This window comes from Enterobacter cloacae complex sp. P24RS (genome assembly GCF_014982165.1).
Classification (GTDB): domain Bacteria; phylum Pseudomonadota; class Gammaproteobacteria; order Enterobacterales; family Enterobacteriaceae; genus Enterobacter; species Enterobacter quasihormaechei.
On the sequence record NZ_JADCKU010000020.1, the window covers coordinates 74,049 to 93,528 of the forward strand.

Here is a 19,480-nt window from a genome sequence, read left to right on the forward strand (position 1 = left end):
ATGGAGATTTGCCCGAAAGAAATTCAGGCGGATTCGAGTATACACAACTAACGCTGAGGGTTTACCGTACGGGGAAATAGGGAAAGGGTTTTCGGACTAATGGATAAAAATGAAACGAAAGAAGAATAGATAAAATATATAAGCAATATAAATCAGCTAGTTATAATATAAACACGCTAAAGTATTTCTGCGTATTTTCTTAAAATAAACCGCAGCAATTAACGGGTTGGACGCGTTTTTCGGATTAAACTCAGACCCGAAATTTGAGTTAACTAACAGACATCAGGAATTATCCGATAAAAAAATGCCGGCATATCGCCGGCATTTTTCATGACATATTTATTACCCACGCCATGCTTTATAGCGGTTAATCAAACCGTTGGTGGAGCTGTCGTGGCTGTCGATTGCTTTATCGTCGCCCAGCTCCGGCAGAATGCGGTTTGCCAACTGTTTACCCAGCTCAACGCCCCACTGGTCAAAGGTGAAGATATTGAGGATAGCGCCCTGGGTGAAGATCTTGTGCTCGTACAGCGCAATCAGCGCGCCCAGGCTGAACGGGGTGATTTCGCGCAGCAGGATGGAGTTAGTTGGACGGTTGCCTTCGAACACCTTGAACGGCACAACGTGGTCCAGCGTGGCCGGATCTTTACCCTGGTCACGGTACTCCTGCTCAACTACCTCGCGGGATTTGCCGAACGCCAGCGCTTCGGTCTGGGCGAAGAAGTTAGACAGCAGCTTCTGATGGTGGTCGGACAGCGGGTTGTGCGTAATCGCCGGGGCGATGAAATCGCACGGTACCATTTTGGTACCCTGGTGGATCAGCTGGTAGAACGCATGCTGGCCGTTGGTGCCCGGCTCGCCCCAGATGATTGGGCCAGTCTGGTAATCCACCGCGTTGCCGTTACGGTCAACGTACTTACCGTTGGATTCCATGTTGCCCTGCTGGAAGTAGGCCGCAAAGCGGTGCATATACTGGTCGTACGGCAGGATCGCTTCGGTTTCAGCGCCGAAGAAGTTGTTGTACCAGATACCGATCAGCGCCAGCAGCACCGGCAGGTTTTTCTCAGGCGCGGTGGTGGAGAAGTGTTTGTCCATCGCGTGCGCACCGGAGAGCAGCTCAACGAAGTTGTCGAAGCCGACGGACAGAATGATGGACAGGCCGATAGCAGACCACAGAGAGTAGCGGCCGCCAACCCAGTCCCAGAACTCGAACATGTTCGCCGTATCAATGCCGAACTCGCCCACCGCTTTACCGTTGGTGGAGAGCGCCGCGAAGTGTTTCGCTACGTGTTTTTCGTCACCCGCGGTTTTCAGGAACCAGTCGCGCGCGCTGTGGGCGTTGGTCATGGTTTCCTGGGTGGTGAAGGTTTTGGACGCCACCAGGAACAGGGTGGTTTCCGGGTTCACTTTTTTCAGCACTTCAGCGATGTGAGTCCCATCGACGTTAGAGACGAAGTGCATGTTGAGGTGGTTTTTGTAAGGGCGCAGCGCCTCGGTCACCATGAACGGGCCGAGGTCAGAGCCGCCGATACCAATGTTCACCACGTCGGTAATCGCCTTGCCGGTGTAGCCTTTCCAGCTGCCGGAGATGATCGCTTCAGAGAAGGTTTTCATCTTTTCCAGCACCGCGTTCACTTCCGGCATCACATCTTTGCCGTCAACGATGATTGGAGTATTGCTACGGTTACGCAGCGCCACGTGCAGTACGGCACGATCTTCGGTGCGGTTAATCTTCTCACCAGAGAACATGGATTTGATGGCATCAGCCAGCTCGGTCTCTTTCGCCAGATCTTGCAGCTTCGCCAGCGTCTCTTCGGTGATACGGTTCTTGGAGAAATCCACCAGCATCAGGTCATCGAAGGTGGCGGAGAACTTGCTGAAACGATCGGCATCTTTCGCGAACAGATCCGCGATGGTGACGTCTTTCATTTCATCAAAATGTTTCTGTAGTGCCTGCCATGCAGCGGTCTGCGTTGGGTTGATGTTTTTCATAGCAATACTCTTCTGATTTGAGAATTGTGACTGCGGTCGATTGTAGCGCCTGCAAATAAAAATTGTGATGGTTTTTATGCCATTGCCCTGGTCTGCATCAAACGCAGGTGAAAAGACCCGAAAAGTATAGCTGCTGTCGCGCCCTTCCGGCGTGGCGAAATGTCGGTCAAAAGGGGGTAAAAAGGAGCATAAAATATGGGCCTGTTATAAGTCCTGTTTCTGAGGGGTACCCCCCCATGAAAAATCCGCATAATCCCAGCATTGACAGGACCTCCCCCGCATTTTATTTATAGGGCCGTATTTTGCGCCTGCACCTGTCCTCGCTTCACTCTTGTGCCAAGGTCGCTCTATTCATTCCCTGACACGAGGTTGTTATGACGAGTTTTGTGGTCGCCAAGTTTGGCGGCACCAGTGTGGCAGACTACGCTGCCATGAACCGCAGCGCCGATGTGGTGCTGGCCGATCCGAATACCCGCCTGGTGGTGCTGTCCGCCTCAGCCGGCGTGACGAACCTGCTGGTTTCGCTGTCTGAAGGACTGGAGGCGACCGAGCGTTTCGTGAAGCTGGATGCGCTACGCAAAATTCAGTTCGACATCCTTGAGCGTCTGCAAAACCCGAACGTCATTCGTGAGGAAGTGGAACGCCTGCTGGAAAATATCACCACCCTGGCAGAAGCCGCGTCGCTGGCCACCTCAACCGCGCTGACCGACGAGCTGGTCAGCCACGGCGAGCTGATGTCCACCCTGCTGTTCGTTGAGATCATGCGCGAGCGCAATATTCAGGCGCAGTGGTTTGACGTGCGCAAAGTGATGCGCACCAGCGACCGCTTTGGCCGCGCCGAGCCGGACGTGGAAGCGCTGGCCGAGCTGACCAGCCAGCAGCTTGCCCCGCGCCTTGATGAAGGCATTGTGATCACCCAGGGCTTTATCGGTAGCGAAGCCAAAGGACGCACCACCACGCTGGGCCGCGGCGGCAGCGACTACACCGCCGCCCTGCTGGGCGAAGCCCTGCACGCGACCCGCGTGGATATCTGGACGGACGTGCCGGGTATTTACACTACCGACCCGCGCGTGGTGTCTGCGGCAAAACGTATTGACGTGATCGCCTTTGAAGAAGCGGCGGAAATGGCCACCTTCGGCGCGAAAGTGCTGCATCCGGCCACGCTGCTGCCTGCCGTGCGCAGCGACATTCCGGTTTTCGTTGGTTCCAGTAAAGATCCAAAGGCGGGCGGGACGCTGGTCTGCAAGAAAACCGAGAACCCACCGCTGTTCCGCGCGCTGGCCCTGCGCCGCAAGCAGACGCTGGTCACCCTGCACAGCCATAATATGCTGCACTCCCGCGGCTTCCTGGCAGAAGTGTTTGGTATCCTGGCGCGCCATAATATCTCCGTGGATCTGATCACCACCTCGGAAGTCAGCATCGCGCTGACGCTCGACACCACCGGTTCCACCTCTACCGGCGATACCCTGCTGACGCAGTCGCTGCTGATTGAGCTGTCCGAACTGTGCCGCGTGGAAGTGGAAGAAGATCTGGCGCTGGTTGCCATCATCGGTAACAAGCTGTCGCGCGCCTGCGGCGTGGGCAAAGAGGTCTTCGGCGTGCTCGACCCGTTCAGCATCCGCATGATTTGCTACGGCGCCTCCAGCTATAACCTCTGCTTCCTGGTCCCTGCCGATCAGGCCGAGCAGGTCGTGCAGAAACTTCATCAGAATTTGTTTGAATAAAATTCGTTAGCACGATAAACAATACCAATAAGCCGGGCACAGACCCGGCTTTTTTATAACAAAACAACACGACAATACTGCAAGGAATTCACTATGTTATCCGCTATCACCCGGCTGTTCCCGCTATGGGCGCTGCTGCTCTCCATACTCGCGTATTACACCCCTACCACGTTCACGGGCATTGGTCCGTGGGTCACCACGCTGCTGATGCTGATTATGCTCGGCATGGGCGTACACCTGAAAATCGACGATTTTAAACGCGTGCTGTCTCGCCCGGCGCCGGTTGCCGCGGGTATTTTCCTGCACTACCTGGTGATGCCGCTCGCGGCGTGGCTGCTGGCGATGGCCTTCAAAATGCCACCGGACCTTTCCGCCGGGATGGTGCTGGTGGGCAGCGTTGCCAGCGGTACGGCATCTAACGTGATGATCTTCCTGGCGAAAGGCGACGTGGCGCTGTCCGTCACCATCTCGTCCGTTTCCACGCTGGTGGGCGTAATTGCCACACCGCTGTTAACCCGCCTGTACGTGGACGCGCATATTCAGGTGGACGTAATGGGCATGCTGCTCAGCATTTTGCAAATCGTGGTGATCCCGATTGCGCTGGGGCTGGTTATCCACCATCTGTTCCCACGCGTGGTGAAAGCGGTTGAGCCGTACCTGCCCGCGTTTTCGATGGTCTGCATTCTGGCGATCATCAGCGCCGTGGTAGCCGGTTCCGCCTCGCACATTGCTTCGGTGGGCTTTGTGGTGATCGTCGCGGTGGTGCTGCACAACACCATTGGCCTGCTGGGCGGATACTGGGGCGGGAAGCTGTTTGGCTTCGACGAATCCACCTGCCGCACGCTGGCGATCGAAGTGGGAATGCAGAACTCCGGCCTGGCGGCGGCGCTCGGAAAAATTTACTTCTCGCCGCTTGCAGCCCTGCCGGGCGCGCTGTTCTCCGTCTGGCACAACCTGTCCGGTTCGCTGCTGGCGGGCTACTGGTCCGGTAAGCCGATTGATGAACAACCGAAAAAAGATGCGCTGAAACAGGGTTAATTAACCCGGCTTGCTTTACACTGGAGCTTCCCCATCAGGAGGCTTCAGCAATGGCGACACCACGATTGACCCAGAAAGACATGACGGAAGCCGAGCAGCGCGAACTGAAAACGCTTCTCGACCGCGCCCGCATCGCGCATGGCCGCACGCTGACGAACGCCGAAACCAATCAGGTTAAAAAAGAGTACATCGACAAGCTGATGGCACAACGTGATGCCGCGGCGAAAAAAGCCCGCAAGCTGAAAAAAGAGCAGGCTTATAAACCGGATGCAGAGGCAACCTTTTCCTGGTCCGCCAGCACATCAACCCGTGGAAGGCGCTAATCAGCGCCCTTTCTTTTTGCGCCCCGGCTGGGTAAAGCGTTTTCCGTTACCCGGCTTGCCTCGCCCTTTCTCTTCCGCCTGCGGTGCCTTAACCACCGGACGTTTAATCGCCTGCGTTTTCGGTTTGGCTTTGGCTTTCGGCTTCGCTTCGGACGAGGAGTTTTCGATAAGCTTGAACAGTTCAATCAGCTCGTCGTCCGTCAGGTCGCGCCACTCGCCCAGCGGGATCCCGGACAGGCTGACGTTCATAATGCGCGTGCGTTCCAGCTTCGTCACTTCATAACCAAAATACTCGCACATGCGGCGGATCTGGCGGTTTAAGCCCTGCACCAGGGTAATGCGGAAGGCAAACGGCGCTTCTTTTTTGACCTTGCACTTCTTCGTGACGGTGCCCAGAATCGGCACGCCTGCGCCCATCCCGCGAATGAACTCGTCCGTCACCGGCTTGTTCACCGTCACGATGTACTCTTTCTCGTGGTCGTTACCGGCACGCAGAATTTTGTTCACCAGGTCGCCGTGGTTGGTAAGGAAAATCAGCCCCTGAGAGTCTTTATCCAGGCGACCAATCGGGAAGATACGGCTGCTGTGGTTAACGAAATCAACGATGTTGTCCCGCTCGCCATCTTCCGTGGTGCTGACAATCCCAACCGGTTTGTTCAACGCGATAAACACCAGGTCTTCGGCATCACGGGGTTCGATGACCTGACCATTCACTTTAACCACATCGCCAGGCACCACCTGATCGCCGATGGTGGCGCGTTTGCCGTTGAGAAACACGTTACCCTGTTCAATGTAACGGTCAGCTTCGCGACGTGAGCAGATCCCGCTCTCGCTAATGTATTTGTTTAATCGGGTTGATTGAGTTGGCAGCATAGTTTCTCCTGTGAAGGGCGAAATATACCTTAGGTTTGGACCGAAAAAAAAGATTAGCCGATGGTAACTGAGACGGGATTTTTAGTTTGCGAGACGCTTTCAGGATTTAGCGTCAGGCTATTTATCCTTGAACTAACTCCTTTTAGCTTTACTCTCCAGATAAAATTGTTTGTAGTTTATAAATCACAGGGAGTAATATGAAGGAGATTGTTCAAACAGAATCCTTCCGACGTTGGGAGCAAAACTTAAAGGACAGGCGGGCAAAGACGATTATCGCTTCCCGCCTCTTTAGGCTGGCAAATGGCTTAGCGGGCGACATTAGACCCGTGGGGGAAGGTATCAGTGAACTGAGGATCCACTTTGGCCCGGGCTACAGAATCTATTTTAAGGACCAGGGCAATAGCATCATCATACTGTTATGTGGTGGTGACAAAAGCAGCCAGGCCAGAGACATACTTATGGCAAAAATGCTGAGCAATGTATCCCAATGGCAGGAGTGAATAAGCATGCATAAATTAACATCCTACGATCCAGCCAACGCACTGGTGGATGACGAGGAAATCGCCGTGTTTATGGCTGATGCCTTAGAAACGGGTGACTCAGCGTACATTGCTAAAGCGCTGGGCGTCATCGCCCGAGCGAAAGGGATGTCGACCATTTCACAGCAAACGGGACTGTCACGAGAACAACTGTATCGATCATTCAGTGATAAGGGGAACCCAACGCTCAAAACCACGCTGGCGGTCATGAAAGCATTGGGCCTTGGGTTAACAATCAAACCCACTGGGGATTAATACTCATCCCGCTCGTCATCTTCATCCGGCTGTTCCATCACGCTATACGCCACCGCGCAGAACAGCGAATTTAGACGCTTCATATCCCCCAGCAGCCCCAGGTGCAAGGAGCTGGTCTCGATACTCTGAACGTTCTGCTGGTGCAGACGCTCAACGTGGGCGTGCGAGTATCGGCGGTTAAGAATGCGGAAACGATGCTTGTTGCGGCGCAGGCGGCGCGCGCTCGGTACGTCGCTGGAGAAGAACACCGACATCGCCAGCTTCAGGTTGCTCACCAGCTTTTCGTGCAGCGCTTCCAGCTCCTTCAGCCCTTCCACGGAGAAGGCCCGACGCGCGGCCAGGGATTTGTCCGCGATTTCGCTGCCCATACGCTCGACGATGTCCGAGGCCTGCTCCAGGTTAAGCGACATCTCAATGATTTCAGCCCAGCGGCGGGACTCCTCTTCCGCCAGCTCGTCCTGGGGGATGCGCGCCAGATAGAGCTTGATGGCGGTGTACAGCACATTGATATCGTCCGCCAGCCTGCGCAGCTCCTTCTCCTCGCGCGGCTCGCCGTGCATCACCTTTTTAAGCCCTTCGAGCATGGTTTCCATCGCGTCGCCCATGCGCAGCGTTTCGCGGGCGGCGTTGGCGATGGCCAGCGCGGGCGTGTCCAGCACCGAGGTATCGAGATGCTTCGGCTTGAGGCGCGCGTCCAGCTCCGGTTCATCACGAATCAGGCGTTCGCAGAAGCGGGCCATTGGGGCGGCAAACGGCACCATCGCCAGGCAGCGCACCAGGTTATAGAAGACGTGGAAGTAGATCACCAGCTCCGCTTTCGGCAGAGAGATGTTATCCATCAGGTTGGCCAGCGGATGCACAAACGGCAGAATGATCAGGCTGCCCACCAGCTTAAACAGTAAACTTCCCAGCGCCACGCGGCGGGCGGCAGCATTGGCAGCGCTGTTGTTGAGCATCGCCAGCAGGCCAGAACCGAGGTTGGCGCCGATCACCAGGCACAGCGCCACCGGGAAAGAGATGGCCCCCGCAGCGGTGAGCGTCGCCGTCAGCAGAACGGCTGCCAGGCTGGAGTAGCTGACGATTGCAAACACCGCGCCAATCAGCGCATCCAGCATAATATCGCCTGTTAACGAGGCGAAGATGACCTGCACGCCGTTGGCCTGGGTGATCGGCGTAACCGCCTGCACAATCAGCTCCAGCGCCAGCAGGATCAGCCCGAGGCCGATACCGACGCGTCCGAGCTGCCCGGCACGACTTTGCTTACGGCTGAGGAAGAAAATGACGCCGATAAAAATCAGCAGCGGCGACAGCCAGGAGAGATCGAAGGTCAGGATACGCGCCATCAGCGCGGTCCCCACATCAGCGCCGAGAACGATCACCAGCGCCGGAGCGAGGGCGACCAGATCCTGCGCCACAAACGAAGTGACGAGCATGGTGGTAGCATTACTGCTTTGCACCAGCGCCGTGACGCCAATACCCGCGCAGAAGGCGAGCGGCTTCTTCTCAACGCTGCCGCTGAGAACGGTACGTAAACGAGCGCCAAACACGCGCATTACGCCGGTACGAACGATATGGGTGCCCCATACCAGCAGTGCGACTGCGGAGAGCAGGTGTAACAACGTCAACACGGTCGGTTTTCCTCCTTATCGTTATCTGTTTTCCTGAGGTTTGTTGCGCGTTGTCTTGCCGGGTGGCGACTACGCCTTATCCGGCCTACGCGTAGGCCCGGTCAGCGCAGCGCCACCGGGCAATGTGATAAGAACCTTCATCCAGTATAAGGGTTTAAACGTAAGAAAGAGACAGGGCACCCTGGAGGTGCCCTGTTTGTTGTAAGGAAAAGTGACGTTAGTCTGCGTCATAGCCTAAATTCGGTGCCAGCCAGCGTTCTACCTCTGACACGCTCATGCCTTTACGCTGGGCGTAATCTTCAATCTGATCGCGCTGAAGCTGCGCCACGGCGAAGTACTTGCTGTCCGGGTGGCTGAAGTACCATCCGGAAACGGACGCGCCCGGCCACATGGCAAATGACTCGGTGAGCTTCATGCCCGTATGCGCTTCTACGTCCAAAAGTTTCCAGATAGTGCCCTTCTCGGTATGTTCCGGACAGGCCGGATACCCCGGTGCCGGACGAATGCCCTGGTAGTTTTCGCGGATCAGTTCCTCGTTGCTGAGGTTCTCATTCGCCGCGTAGCCCCAGTACACCTTACGTACGCGTTCGTGCAGGTATTCAGCAAAGGCTTCCGCCAGACGGTCGGCAATCGCTTTCACCATGATTTTGTTGTAATCATCGTGCTGTGCGTCGAACGCATCCGCCAGCGCATCTTCTTCCAGACCCCCGGTGACGGCAAACGCGCCGATATAGTCGGCTTTCCCGCTCAGCTTCGGCGCAACGAAATCCGCCAGACAATAGTTGGCAAAGCCCACTTTCTCCGTTTGCTGGCGCAGGTGATGGCTCACGGCCAGCACGTGGGTACGGGTTTCATCGCGATAGATTTCCACGTCGTCGCCCACGCGGTTTGCCGGGAACAGGCCCACCACGCCGCGCGGGTTGAGGGCTTTCTCTGCGCTCAGCCTGTCGAGCATGTCGTTGGCATCTTTAAACAGGCGTTTCGCCTCTTCGCCTACCACCTCGTCTTCCAGGATGCGCGGATATTTACCCGCCAGCGACCAGGTCATAAAGAACGGCGTCCAGTCGATGTAGTTGCGCAGCGTCTCAATGCTGGCGCCCACCTCCTGCACGCCCAGACGGTGCGCGACCGGCGGCGTATAGCTTGCCCAGTCGAAGGCCAGGTCGTTATCGCGCGCGGCGGCGAGCGTCACCGGCGGCGTACGCGGTTTCTTACGGCCGTGCTGAATGCGGACGGTTTCGTACTCTTTGCGGGTGCGGGCGACAAACTCATCGCGCTGGGTATCGGAAAGCAGCGCGGAGACCACTCCCACGGTGCGCGAGGCGTTTTGGACATACACCGTCGGCCCGCTGTAGTTTTGCTCGATTTTCACCGCCGTGTGGGCTTTCGATGTGGTGGCCCCGCCAATCAGCAGCGGAATGGTGAAGCCCTGACGCTCCATCTCTTTCGCCACGTTGACCATTTCGTCCAGCGACGGCGTGATCAGCCCTGAAAGACCAATCAGGTCAGCGTTGACTTCGCGTGCGGTCTTGAGGATTTTATCCGCCGGAACCATCACGCCGAGGTCAATAATCTCGTAGTTATTACACTGCAACACCACGCCAACAATGTTTTTGCCGATGTCGTGCACGTCACCTTTCACAGTGGCGATAACCATTTTACCGTTGCTGGAGCCCTTCTCTTTGCTGGCTTCGATGAAGGGTTCAAGATAAGCCACAGCCTGCTTCATGACGCGGGCGGATTTCACTACCTGCGGCAGGAACATCTTGCCCTCGCCGAACAGATCGCCGACCACGTTCATGCCGTCCATCAGCGGCCCTTCGATCACCTCAATCGGGCGGGCTGCCTGCTGACGCGCTTCCTCGGTATCCTGCTCGATGAACTCGGTAATCCCTTTCACCAGCGAGTATTCCAGACGCTTTTTCACGTCCCAGGCGCGCCACTCGGCCTGCTGAACGGTGGCTGATTCATCCGACTTGCTGCCGCGATATTTCTCCGCCAGTTCCAGCATGCGCTCGGTGGCGTCGTCGCGGCGGTTAAGGATCACGTCCTCGACGGCGTCGCGCAGCTCGGCAGGCAGATCGTCGTAAATCGCCAGCTGGCCCGCGTTAACGATCCCCATATCCATTCCGTTGCGGATGGCGTAGTAGAGGAACACGGCGTGGATCGCCTCACGCACCGGGTCGTTACCACGGAACGAGAACGAGACGTTCGACACGCCACCGGAGATCAGCGCATGCGGCAGCTCGCGTTTAATGTCTTCACACGCGCCGATAAAGTCCTGGGCGTAATTGTTGTGCTCTTCTATGCCGGTCGCGACGGCGAAGATGTTCGGGTCGAAAATGATGTCTTCCGGCGGGAAACCCACCTCTTCGGTCAAAATCTTGTAGGCGCGGCGGCATATCTCAATTTTGCGCTCGCGGGTATCGGCCTGGCCCACTTCATCGAAGGCCATCACCACCACGGCGGCCCCGTAGCGGCGCACCAGCTTCGCGTGGTGAATAAAAGTATCGACCCCCTCCTTCATCGAAATGGAGTTGACGATGCCTTTACCCTGAATGCATTTCAGCCCCTTTTCGATGACGTCCCATTTGGAGGAGTCAATCATGATTGGCACGCGGGCAATGTCCGGCTCACCGGCAATCAGGTTGAGAAAACGCACCATCGCCGCTTCGGCGTCGAGCATCCCTTCGTCCATGTTGATATCAATAATCTGCGCGCCGCTCTCGACCTGCTGACGGGCAACGTCCAGCGCTTCGTTGTACTTCTCTTCTTTGATCAGGCGCTTAAACTTTGCGGAACCGGTGACGTTCGTACGTTCACCCACGTTCACAAACAGGCTGTCGTCGCCGATGGTCAACGGCTCAAGGCCGGAAAGGCGACAGGCAACCGGAAGCTCGGGCAGCTTGCGCGGCGGCAGCCCGGAAACGGCGCGGCTCATGGCCGCGATGTGCTCCGGCGTGGTGCCGCAGCAGCCGCCGACGATGTTGAGGAAGCCAGACTCGGCCCACTCGCGGATTTGCGCTGCCATGGTGTCGGCATCCAGATCGTATTCGCCAAACGCGTTCGGCAGACCGGCGTTCGGGTGGGCGGTGACGTAGCATTCTGCGATGCGCGAAAGCTCCTGCACGTACTGGCGCAGCTCGTCTGGCCCCAGCGCGCAGTTCAGGCCGAAGGAGAGGGCTTCAGCGTGGCGCAGCGAGTTATAGAAGGCTTCGGTGGTCTGGCCGGAAAGCGTGCGCCCCGAGGCGTCGGTGATGGTGCCGGAAATCATGATCGGCAGGTCAATGCCCAGCGCCTCGAACTCCTCTTTCACCGCGTAAATCGCGGCTTTGGCATTGAGGGTGTCGAATACGGTTTCAATCAGGATCAGGTCGGAACCGCCTTCCACCAGCGCTTTAGTGGACTCACGATAGGCGGCCACCAGCTGGTCGAAGGTGATGTTACGAAACGCCGGATCGTTTACGTCCGGTGAAATTGACGCGGTGCGGTTCGTCGGGCCAAGCACCCCGGCAACGTAGCGCGGTTTATCCGGGGTACGGGCGGTCCATTCGTCGGCGCAGGCGCGGGCGAGCCTTGCCGCCTCAAAGTTGATCTCCGCCGACAGGGATTCCATCTGGTAATCCGCCATGGCGATGGTTGTCGAGTTGAAGGTGTTGGTTTCTACAATATCCGCACCCGCTTCAAAGTAGGCGTTGTGGATATCCCGGATGACGGATGGTTTGCTCAACACCAGCAGATCATTGTTTCCTTTCAGGTCACAAGGCCAGTCGGCAAAGCGCTCACCGCGGAAATCGTCTTCGCTCAGACGATAGCCCTGGATCATGGTGCCCATGCCGCCGTCCAGCACCAGAATTCGTTCATTTAACTGCGCACGCAGTTGCTCTACTTTGCTGCTCACACTTGCTCCCGACAACGCTCAACATGGCCAAAAGGCTGCGTTCCATACTGGCATAATCTCGCAGGGCCGAAAAGCCACACGGCGGGAACATGAGACATGTTCACCATCACTCCTCCGATCAGTCAGGAAAGCGGTTGCAAATTCACCAAATAAAACGAAAATGATTTCCACGATACAGAAAAAGGAGTTCGTCATGGTTACGACCGTTCCCGCTAAACGCGGCAGAAAACCTGCTGCCAACCCTGCCGCACAGCCCGGCGGACAGGTTCAGTCCCTGACGCGCGGCCTGAAGCTGCTGGAATGGATAGCCGAATCGCATGGTAGCGTGGCCCTGACAGAGCTGGCCCAGCAGGCTGGCCTGCCGAACTCCACGACCCACCGTCTGTTGACGACCATGCAGCAGCTGGGTTTTGTGCGTCAGGTGGGCGAGCTGGGACACTGGGCAGTGGGCGCGCATGCGTTTATTGTCGGCAGCAGTTTTCTGCAAAGCCGCAACCTGCTGGCGATTGTTCACCCGATCCTGCGCAAGCTGATGGAAGAGTCCGGCGAGACGGTCAACCTTGCGGTGCTGGACCAGAGCGATCATCAGGCCATTATTATCGACCAGGTGCAGTGCACGCAGCTGATGCGCATGTCCGCACCGATTGGCGGCAAGCTGCCGATGCATGCCTCCGGGGCGGGTAAAGCGTTTCTGTCGCAGCTGAGCGAAGAGCAGGTGACGGGGCTGCTGCACCGTAAAGGGCTGCACGCCTACACCCACGCCACCCTGGTGTCGCCGGTGCATCTGAAAGAAGATCTGGCGTTAACCCGCAAGCGCGGCTATTCGTTTGATGACGAAGAACACGCCCTTGGGCTGCGCTGCCTCGCGTCCTGTATTTTCGACGAGCACCGCGAGCCGTTCGCCGCGATCTCGATTTCCGGACCAATTTCGCGCATGACCGACGATCGCGTTACCGAGCTGGGCGCGCTGGTGATTAAGGCCGCGAAAGAGGTGACGCTGGCGTATGGCGGGATTCGTTAAACCGCACACAAAACCGCTGCTTGCGGCGGTAAGCGTAAACATCTTCCACATGTCCATTTTTGATCCGCGTTTGTAGCCCGCGCCAGTAGCTGGCGTGGAACAGATCTTCATGCATCTCTTCAAATAACGGCCCGATGCGTGGGTCCGCACACAGCCAGTGGCGAAACTCCTCCGGAAACACATCGCCCGGCGAAACGCTGTACCACGGCTCGCTGGACAGCTCGTCTTCCGGGTAGCGCGGCGGCGGTATGTCGCGGAAGTTTACCTCGGTCATGTAGCAAATTTCATCGTAATCGTAGAACACCACCCGCCCGTGACGGGTGACGCCGAAGTTTTTAAACAACATATCGCCGGGAAAAATATTGGCGGCGGCGAGCTGGCGGATGGCGTTGCCGTACTCTTCGATGGCATCACGTAAAGCCTGGCCCTCTGACTGTTCCAGCCAGATGTTGAGCGGCACCATACGGCGCTCAATGTAGAGATGGCTAATCGCTATTTTATCGCCCAGATCGGTGATTTTCGTTGGCGCTTCCTGCATTAACAGCGACATCAGCGCCGGATCGATCTGCTGCTTATCCAGCACAAAGTTTTCAAACTCCTGGGTATCGGCCATTCGCCCGACGCGATCGTGCTCTTTTACCAGCTGATAGCAGGCGCGGACGTGGGCGGCGGTCATCTCTTTCTGCGGGGCGAAATTATCCTTAATCACCTTAAACACCCGATCGAAGCCCGGCAGCGTGAAGACCAGCATCACCATGCCGCGGATGCCTGGCGCTTCGATAAACTGCTCATCCGCCGCAGTGACATAGCGCAGATACTCCCGATAACTTTCCGTTTTGGCATGCTTCTGACAGCCAATCGCCATATACAGCTCGGCGGTGGTTTTGCCCGGCAGGATCTCGCGCAGCCACTCCACCAGGGCGGCCGGCAGCGGAGCATAAACCATGAAATAGGAGCGGGCGAAACCAAAAACGATGCTGGCCTCGGCGCTGGTGGTCAGGCAAGTATCGACAAACAGTTCGCCGTCGTCGGTACGGTGAATGGGCAGCAGAAACGGCACAATGGCCGTCGGCGTAATCAGTTTGCCCACCAGCCAGGCGGCCTTATTCCGGTAGAACAGCTCGTTAGCCACCTGCACATGGCTGCGGCTGAGCACCTCCTCGCCGTAGGTTTCACGGAGATGCGCATGGATATAGCCGATATCCCGGAGTTTGTTCTCCCACGGCAGGCGCAGCGGCAAATCCGTTAAGATGCGATGCAGGAGCTTTTCCCACCCGCGATCGGGAAAGAAATCTTTCGCCAGCGGGCGCGGAATAGTACGAAAGCGGCGCTCAGGCTGGGAGCTGAAGATAAATAACCGCTCAGGAGATAATGAGCGGTGGTCAAATAACCGGCAATAGACGGAGTTGAAAAAGCTCTCCGCAATCTCGAAGCGAGGGTAGTCGGGTAACAGATGGGTGTAACACTCTTTCACGCGCAGTAAAAATGCCGCATCCGGACTTTTACCGTCGGTAATACAGCGCAGCTGCTCCACCACCAGGCCTACGTGGTGGTCATAAAGATGGATACGCTGCTTCATGGCCTGCTGAACCGCATGCCAGTCGGCGTGCTCAAAACGCTGTTGCGCGCCGGAGGTCACTTCCAGAAAACGGCCATACTGGGCGTCAAAGCCCTGAAGAATGGTTTGGGCAATCAATAATTCCAGACCACGCGACATAGATTCCCCCTCACCCCGGCCCTCTCCCCAAAGGGGAGAGGGGGAAAAATTAGAACTGTGCTTCTTCGGTTGAACCCGTTAATGCCGTGACGGAGGAAGTGCCGCCCTGAATAATCGTGGTCACATTATCGAAGTAGCCGGTTCCCACTTCCTGCTGGTGAGAAACAAAGGTATAGCCCTCTTTTCCTGCCGCAAATTCTGGCTGCTGTACCTTTTCAACGTAGTGCTTCATGCCTTCGCCCTGCGCGTAGGCGTGCGCCAGGTCGAACATGTTGAACCACATGCTGTGGATACCCGCCAGGGTGATGAACTGGTACTTGTAGCCCATATCCGACAGCTGCTGCTGGAAGCTGGCAATGGTCGTGTCGTCCAGATTTTTTTGCCAGTTGAAGGACGGCGAACAGTTATAGGCCAGCAGCTTGCCCGGATATTTCGCATGAATCGCATCGGCAAAACGCTTCGCCAGCGCCAGATCCGGCGTGGAGGTTTCACACCAGACCAGGTCGGCGTAAGGGGCATAGGCCAGACCGCGGCTGATGGCCTGTTCGATACCGGCATGCGTGCGATAGAACCCCTCGCTGGTGCGCTCGCCGGTAATAAATTCGCTGTCGTACGGATCGCAGTCAGAGGTGATCAGGTCCGCCGCATCCGCATCGGTACGGGCAATCACCAGCGTCGGCACGCCGAGCACGTCAGCAGCCAGACGCGCGGCAACCAGCTTCTGAATCGCTTCCTGGGTCGGGACGAGAACTTTTCCGCCCATATGCCCGCACTTCTTCACCGACGCCAGCTGATCTTCGAAGTGAACGGCCGCTGCACCGGCCTCAATCATCGATTTCATCAGTTCAAAGGCGTTAAGTACGCCGCCGAAACCCGCTTCCGCATCCGCCACGATCGGCAGGAAGTAATCAATAAAACGTGGATCGTTGGGCTCGATGCCTGCGGCCCACTGGATCTGATCCGCGCGGCGGAAGGTATTGTTGATCCGATCCACCACCGACGGCACCGAGTTGGCCGGATAAAGAGATTGATCCGGATACATGCTGGAGGCCAGGTTGGCGTCCGCCGCGACCTGCCAGCCGGAAAGGTAGATGGCTTCTATGCCGGCCTTCGCCTGCTGCAATGCCTGACCGCCGGTCAGTGCACCGAGGCTGTTGATATAGCCTTTTTTAGATCCCCCGTGCAGCAGATCCCACATTTTCGCCGCGCCGTTCTGCGCCAGCGTACATTCCGGGTTTACCGAGCCGCGTAACTTCACCACTTCCTCTGCGCTGTACGGGCGACGGATGCCTTCCCAGCGCGGTTGAGTCCACTCTTTCTGTAATTCTTCGATTTGTTGGGTACGGGTTTTCATGTGCAGATGCTCCATATTGTTATGTGGTGAGTTACGCCAGGAAGCGGTAGCCCGGCAGGGTCAGGAAGTCGATTAAGTCATCTGAGGTGGTGATTTGCTCCATCAGGCGCGCAGCGTCGTCAAAGCGCCCGCTGCTGAAGCGGTGCTCGCCCAGTTCGTCCTGGATGACCCGCATCTCTTCGGCCAGCATCTGACGGAACAGGGCTTTGGTGACCGGTTTGCCGTTGCTGAGCGTTTTTTGATGGTGGATCCACTGCCAGATAGAGGTGCGGGAGATCTCTGCCGTCGCCGCATCTTCCATCAGGCCGTAGATCGGCACGCAGCCGTTGCCGGAGATCCATGCCTCGATGTACTGCACGGCGACGCGGATGTTGGCGCGCATCCCCTCTTCCGTGCGTTCACCCGCACACGGTGCCAGCAGGTGTTCTTCAGCCGTTGGGGCATCATCCTCGCGCGTGACAAATAGCTGGTTTTTGTTGTCGCCCAGCACGCGGTTAAAGACCTCCATCGCCGTATCGGCCAGGCCGGGGTGCGCGATCCACGTTCCGTCGTGGCCGTTACGCGCTTCCAGCTCTTTGTCGGCTTTCACCTTGTTGAGCACCTGATTGTTTCGCTCTGCGTCTTTGCTCGGGATAAACGCCGCCATGCCGCCCATCGCAAACGCCCCGCGTTTGTGGCAGGTTTTGATCAGCAGGCGCGAATAGGCGCTGAGGAACGGTTTATCCATGGTGACAACCTGACGATCCGGCAATACCCGGTCGGCATGGTTTTTCAGCGTCTTGATGTAGCTGAAGATGTAATCCCAGCGGCCGCAGTTCAGGCCCACAATGTGGTCGCGCAGGGCATGGAGGATCTCATGCATCTGGAATACGGCGGGCAGGGTTTCAATCAGCAGCGTGGCTTTAATGGTGCCGCGCGGCAGGCTGAAGCGATCTTCTGCGTAGCTGAATACTTCACTCCACCACGCCGCTTCCTGCCAGGACTGGGTTTTCGGCAGATAGAAATAAGGGCCGCTGCCTTTCGCCAGCAGGCTTTTGTGGTTGTGGAAGAAATAGAGTGCGAAATCAAACAGGCTCCCCGGAATCGCTTCTCCGCGCCAGGTGACGTGTTTTTCAGGCAGATGCAGACCGCGTACGCGGCAGATCAGCACTGCCGGGTTGGGTTTGAGTTGATAAATTTTACCGGCTTCGTTGGTGTAGCTGATGGTGCCGTTGACGGCATCGCGCAGATTAATCTGCCCGTCGATCACTTTCCGCCAGTCCGGTGCCAGCGAGTCTTCAAAATCGGCCATAAAGACTTTGACGTTGGCGTTCATGGCGTTGATCACCATTTTGCGCTCTACCGGGCCGGTGATCTCCACGCGACGATCCTGTAAATCTTCAGGAATGCCGCGAGTTTTCCACTCACCATGGCGAATGGAAGCAGTTTCCGAAATAAAGCCTGGCAACTTGCCGTTATCGATTTCCTGCTGCTGATGAATGCGTGTCGCCAGCAGTTTATTGCGCTGTGGCGTAAAGCGGGTCACCAGTTCAGTCAGGAACTCTACCGCTTCGGCCGTCAAAACCTGCTGTTCTTGCTCACCATTCGGCTGGGTAAAGGTCAATTCATCGACCGTGGTTGCCTGTTGAGTCATCGTTCTGCTCCTCATCAAAGATCCAAAATCACGCCCCCAATGCGAACGAAAGATCGTTGTGTAGTTTTCGCTCAGCAGAATTAAGACTATCTATAAATTTTCCAAAATCAAAAACAATTTCCATTTTAATTTTAATTGCAACGCAACTTGATGATTAATATAGAGTTAAAGTTTTCTGACATGTTGAACAGGATTTCGGAAATAAAAAAGGCACCCGAAGGTGCCTGATCTGAATAGCTGAAACGCTTTAGGATCGTTTAAGCAGACGATTACTCCAGCGTCGGATTCATATGGCGAAGATCGTACGGCGTAATCTGGTAGACGTAATAGTTGAGCCAGTTAGTGAACAGCAGATTTCCGTGGCTGCGCCAGGTGGCTCCTGGTTTGTTTTGCGGATCGTTTTTCGGGAAATAGTTGTACGGGACATCCGGATTAAGACCCGCCTCGACATCCCGGAAATACTCTGACGCGAGGGTGTCGGGATCATACTCAGGATGGCCGGTAACGAACGCGATACGTTTGTCTTTACTGGCAAACAGGTAGGCATCGCCATCTTCCGTTTCGGCCAGAATTTCCAGGTCGGTGTAATCGCGGATCAGCTGTGCCGGGAAATCGGCATAGCGGGAGTGAGGCGCAAGGAAAGTGTCATCAAAGCCGCGCGTCAGCAGCGCGTGAGGATGAAGGATGTGATGTTCATACACACCAGAAAGCTTTTCGCTACGGGTTTGCTTAGGGATGCCATAGAGAATATTGAGCGCGGCTTGTACCGCCCAGCAGACAAACAAGGTGGATGTAACGTGATCTTTTGCCCACTCCAGCACCTGCCTGATCTGCGGCCAGTAGGCAACGTCATTAAATTCCACCAGACCCAGCGGTGCGCCAGTGACGATCAGTCCGTCGAAGTTCTCATCGCGGATGTCCGCAAAATTACAATAGAAGTTATTCAGATGCTCGGCGGGCGTGTTGCGTGACTCTCGTGCATCAATGCGCAGCAGCTGGATATCAACCTGAAGCGGAGAGTTCGAAAGCAAACGCAGGAACTGGTTCTCCGTTTCGATCTTCTTTGGCATCAGATTGAGGATCAGCACCTTCAGCGGGCGAATTTCCTGACCAGAAGCACGTGAAGTTGTCATGACAAAGACGTTCTCTTCACGCAAGAAATTGACGGCTGGTAGCTCGTCCTGCACCCGAATCGGCATAACCTAAAATCCTCACAGCATACGTATAAACGTTTAGACATCCAGACAGCCAACGATACCCAGAAACGGGCTTAATGTCGAGTCTGCAAGCAGAAGGTGAGAAAGTTTCAAGGAGAGGATGGTGCGGTTTGATGGCCTCACCCACAGGGAGAGGGGGAAAAATAAAAGCAAAAAACCCCGCACCTTACGGTACGGGGTTTCTTTAATTGATGCCTGGCAGTTCCCTACTCTCACATGGGGAGACCCCACACTACCATCGGCGCTACGGCGTTTCACTTCTGAG

At 56.4% G+C, this 19,480-nt stretch carries 15 protein-coding genes; 6 read left to right on the top strand and 9 right to left on the bottom strand.

The genetic code is table 11. From position 1 onward, the window contains the following. Positions 1–342 precede the first annotated feature (342 nt). The gene (gene pgi, locus INF58_RS18700) at positions 343–1,992 is read right to left on the bottom strand and encodes a glucose-6-phosphate isomerase (RefSeq protein ID WP_063449877.1); all 1,650 of its coding nucleotides are present in this window, start codon (positions 1,990–1,992) and stop codon (positions 343–345) included. 374 nt (positions 1,993–2,366) lie between these two features. Between pgi and lysC the strand changes: the two genes are divergently transcribed. The 3 genes from lysC to INF58_RS18715 all read left to right on the top strand — a co-directional run bounded on the left by lysC (position 2,367) and on the right by INF58_RS18715 (position 5,077). Then, positions 2,367–3,716, top strand: coding sequence for a lysine-sensitive aspartokinase 3 (lysC, locus tag INF58_RS18705; protein ID WP_063449878.1), 1,350 nt, complete (start codon positions 2,367–2,369; stop codon positions 3,714–3,716). A 93-nt stretch (positions 3,717–3,809) separates the two neighbouring features. Continuing rightward, the gene (panS, locus tag INF58_RS18710; protein ID WP_112792368.1) at positions 3,810–4,754 is read left to right on the top strand and encodes a ketopantoate/pantoate/pantothenate transporter PanS; all 945 of its coding nucleotides are present in this window, start codon (positions 3,810–3,812) and stop codon (positions 4,752–4,754) included. A 50-nt stretch (positions 4,755–4,804) separates the two neighbouring features. Further along, positions 4,805–5,077, top strand: coding sequence for a DUF3811 domain-containing protein (locus INF58_RS18715; protein WP_017382612.1), 273 nt, complete (start codon positions 4,805–4,807; stop codon positions 5,075–5,077). Here INF58_RS18715 and rluF read toward each other — a convergent pair whose 3' ends face one another. Beyond that, on the bottom strand, positions 5,078–5,950 hold the full coding sequence (gene rluF / locus INF58_RS18720; protein WP_022646725.1) for a 23S rRNA pseudouridine(2604) synthase RluF: 873 nt from the start codon (positions 5,948–5,950) through the stop codon (positions 5,078–5,080). It lies immediately after the preceding gene. A 197-nt stretch (positions 5,951–6,147) separates the two neighbouring features. Between rluF and INF58_RS18725 the strand changes: the two genes are divergently transcribed. Together INF58_RS18725 and INF58_RS18730 are read left to right on the top strand one after the other, a co-directional pair. Continuing rightward, positions 6,148–6,450, top strand: a complete 303-nt coding sequence (locus tag INF58_RS18725) for a type II toxin-antitoxin system RelE/ParE family toxin (RefSeq protein ID WP_193528279.1) — start codon at positions 6,148–6,150, stop codon at positions 6,448–6,450. A 6-nt stretch (positions 6,451–6,456) separates the two neighbouring features. Then, on the top strand, positions 6,457–6,744 hold the full coding sequence (locus INF58_RS18730; RefSeq protein WP_193528280.1) for an addiction module antidote protein: 288 nt from the start codon (positions 6,457–6,459) through the stop codon (positions 6,742–6,744). On the opposite strand, the gene INF58_RS18735 is transcribed toward INF58_RS18730, so the two are convergent. Beyond that, positions 6,741–8,372, bottom strand: a complete 1,632-nt coding sequence (locus INF58_RS18735; protein ID WP_102751035.1) for a Na/Pi cotransporter family protein — start codon at positions 8,370–8,372, stop codon at positions 6,741–6,743. The genes INF58_RS18730 and INF58_RS18735 overlap by 4 nt on opposite strands. Positions 8,373–8,589: 217 nt before the next feature. Continuing rightward, positions 8,590–12,273, bottom strand: coding sequence for a methionine synthase (metH, locus tag INF58_RS18740; protein WP_193528281.1), 3,684 nt, complete (start codon positions 12,271–12,273; stop codon positions 8,590–8,592). A 193-nt stretch (positions 12,274–12,466) separates the two neighbouring features. Between metH and iclR the strand changes: the two genes are divergently transcribed. Continuing rightward, the gene (iclR, locus tag INF58_RS18745; RefSeq protein ID WP_000258962.1) at positions 12,467–13,294 is read left to right on the top strand and encodes a glyoxylate bypass operon transcriptional repressor IclR; all 828 of its coding nucleotides are present in this window, start codon (positions 12,467–12,469) and stop codon (positions 13,292–13,294) included. Here the strand turns inward: iclR and aceK are convergent. From aceK to INF58_RS21005, 5 genes are all read right to left on the bottom strand, one after another. Continuing rightward, on the bottom strand, positions 13,248–15,011 hold the full coding sequence (gene aceK / locus INF58_RS18750; protein ID WP_193528282.1) for a bifunctional isocitrate dehydrogenase kinase/phosphatase: 1,764 nt from the start codon (positions 15,009–15,011) through the stop codon (positions 13,248–13,250). The genes iclR and aceK overlap by 47 nt on opposite strands. 49 nt (positions 15,012–15,060) lie before the next feature. After that, positions 15,061–16,365: an isocitrate lyase gene (gene aceA, locus INF58_RS18755; protein WP_063449886.1), complete on the bottom strand. Its 1,305-nt coding sequence runs from the start codon at positions 16,363–16,365 to the stop codon at positions 15,061–15,063. A gap of 31 nt (positions 16,366–16,396) precedes the next feature. After that, on the bottom strand, positions 16,397–17,998 hold the full coding sequence (gene aceB / locus INF58_RS18760) for a malate synthase A (RefSeq protein ID WP_193528283.1): 1,602 nt from the start codon (positions 17,996–17,998) through the stop codon (positions 16,397–16,399). 269 nt (positions 17,999–18,267) lie between these two features. Further along, a complete protein-coding gene (gene metA, locus INF58_RS18765; protein ID WP_063865536.1) occupies positions 18,268–19,197 on the bottom strand; it encodes a homoserine O-succinyltransferase in 930 nt (309 codons plus the stop codon). A gap of 33 nt (positions 19,198–19,230) precedes the next feature. Further along, positions 19,231–19,480 (bottom strand): hypothetical protein (locus INF58_RS21005; RefSeq protein ID WP_227415129.1); only part of this gene is annotated, 250 nt, incomplete at its 5' end.

What these genes read in the sequence shown, in the direction of transcription:
- INF58_RS18715 (WP_017382612.1), top strand. Translation starts at nt 4,805, where the DNA reads ATGGCGACACCACGATTGACCCAGAAAGACATGACGGAAGCCGAGCAG.
- aceK (WP_193528282.1), bottom strand. Translation starts at nt 15,011, where the DNA reads ATGTCGCGTGGTCTGGAATTATTGATTGCCCAAACCATTCTTCAGGGC.
- lysC (WP_063449878.1), top strand. Translation starts at nt 2,367, where the DNA reads ATGACGAGTTTTGTGGTCGCCAAGTTTGGCGGCACCAGTGTGGCAGAC.
- metA (WP_063865536.1), bottom strand. Translation starts at nt 19,197, where the DNA reads ATGCCGATTCGGGTGCAGGACGAGCTACCAGCCGTCAATTTCTTGCGT.
- pgi (WP_063449877.1), bottom strand. Translation starts at nt 1,992, where the DNA reads ATGAAAAACATCAACCCAACGCAGACCGCTGCATGGCAGGCACTACAG.
- iclR (WP_000258962.1), top strand. Translation starts at nt 12,467, where the DNA reads ATGGTTACGACCGTTCCCGCTAAACGCGGCAGAAAACCTGCTGCCAAC.
- panS (WP_112792368.1), top strand. Translation starts at nt 3,810, where the DNA reads ATGTTATCCGCTATCACCCGGCTGTTCCCGCTATGGGCGCTGCTGCTC.
- aceB (WP_193528283.1), bottom strand. Translation starts at nt 17,998, where the DNA reads ATGACTCAACAGGCAACCACGGTCGATGAATTGACCTTTACCCAGCCG.
- aceA (WP_063449886.1), bottom strand. Translation starts at nt 16,365, where the DNA reads ATGAAAACCCGTACCCAACAAATCGAAGAATTACAGAAAGAGTGGACT.
- INF58_RS18730 (WP_193528280.1), top strand. Translation starts at nt 6,457, where the DNA reads ATGCATAAATTAACATCCTACGATCCAGCCAACGCACTGGTGGATGAC.
- INF58_RS18725 (WP_193528279.1), top strand. Translation starts at nt 6,148, where the DNA reads ATGAAGGAGATTGTTCAAACAGAATCCTTCCGACGTTGGGAGCAAAAC.
- rluF (WP_022646725.1), bottom strand. Translation starts at nt 5,950, where the DNA reads ATGCTGCCAACTCAATCAACCCGATTAAACAAATACATTAGCGAGAGC.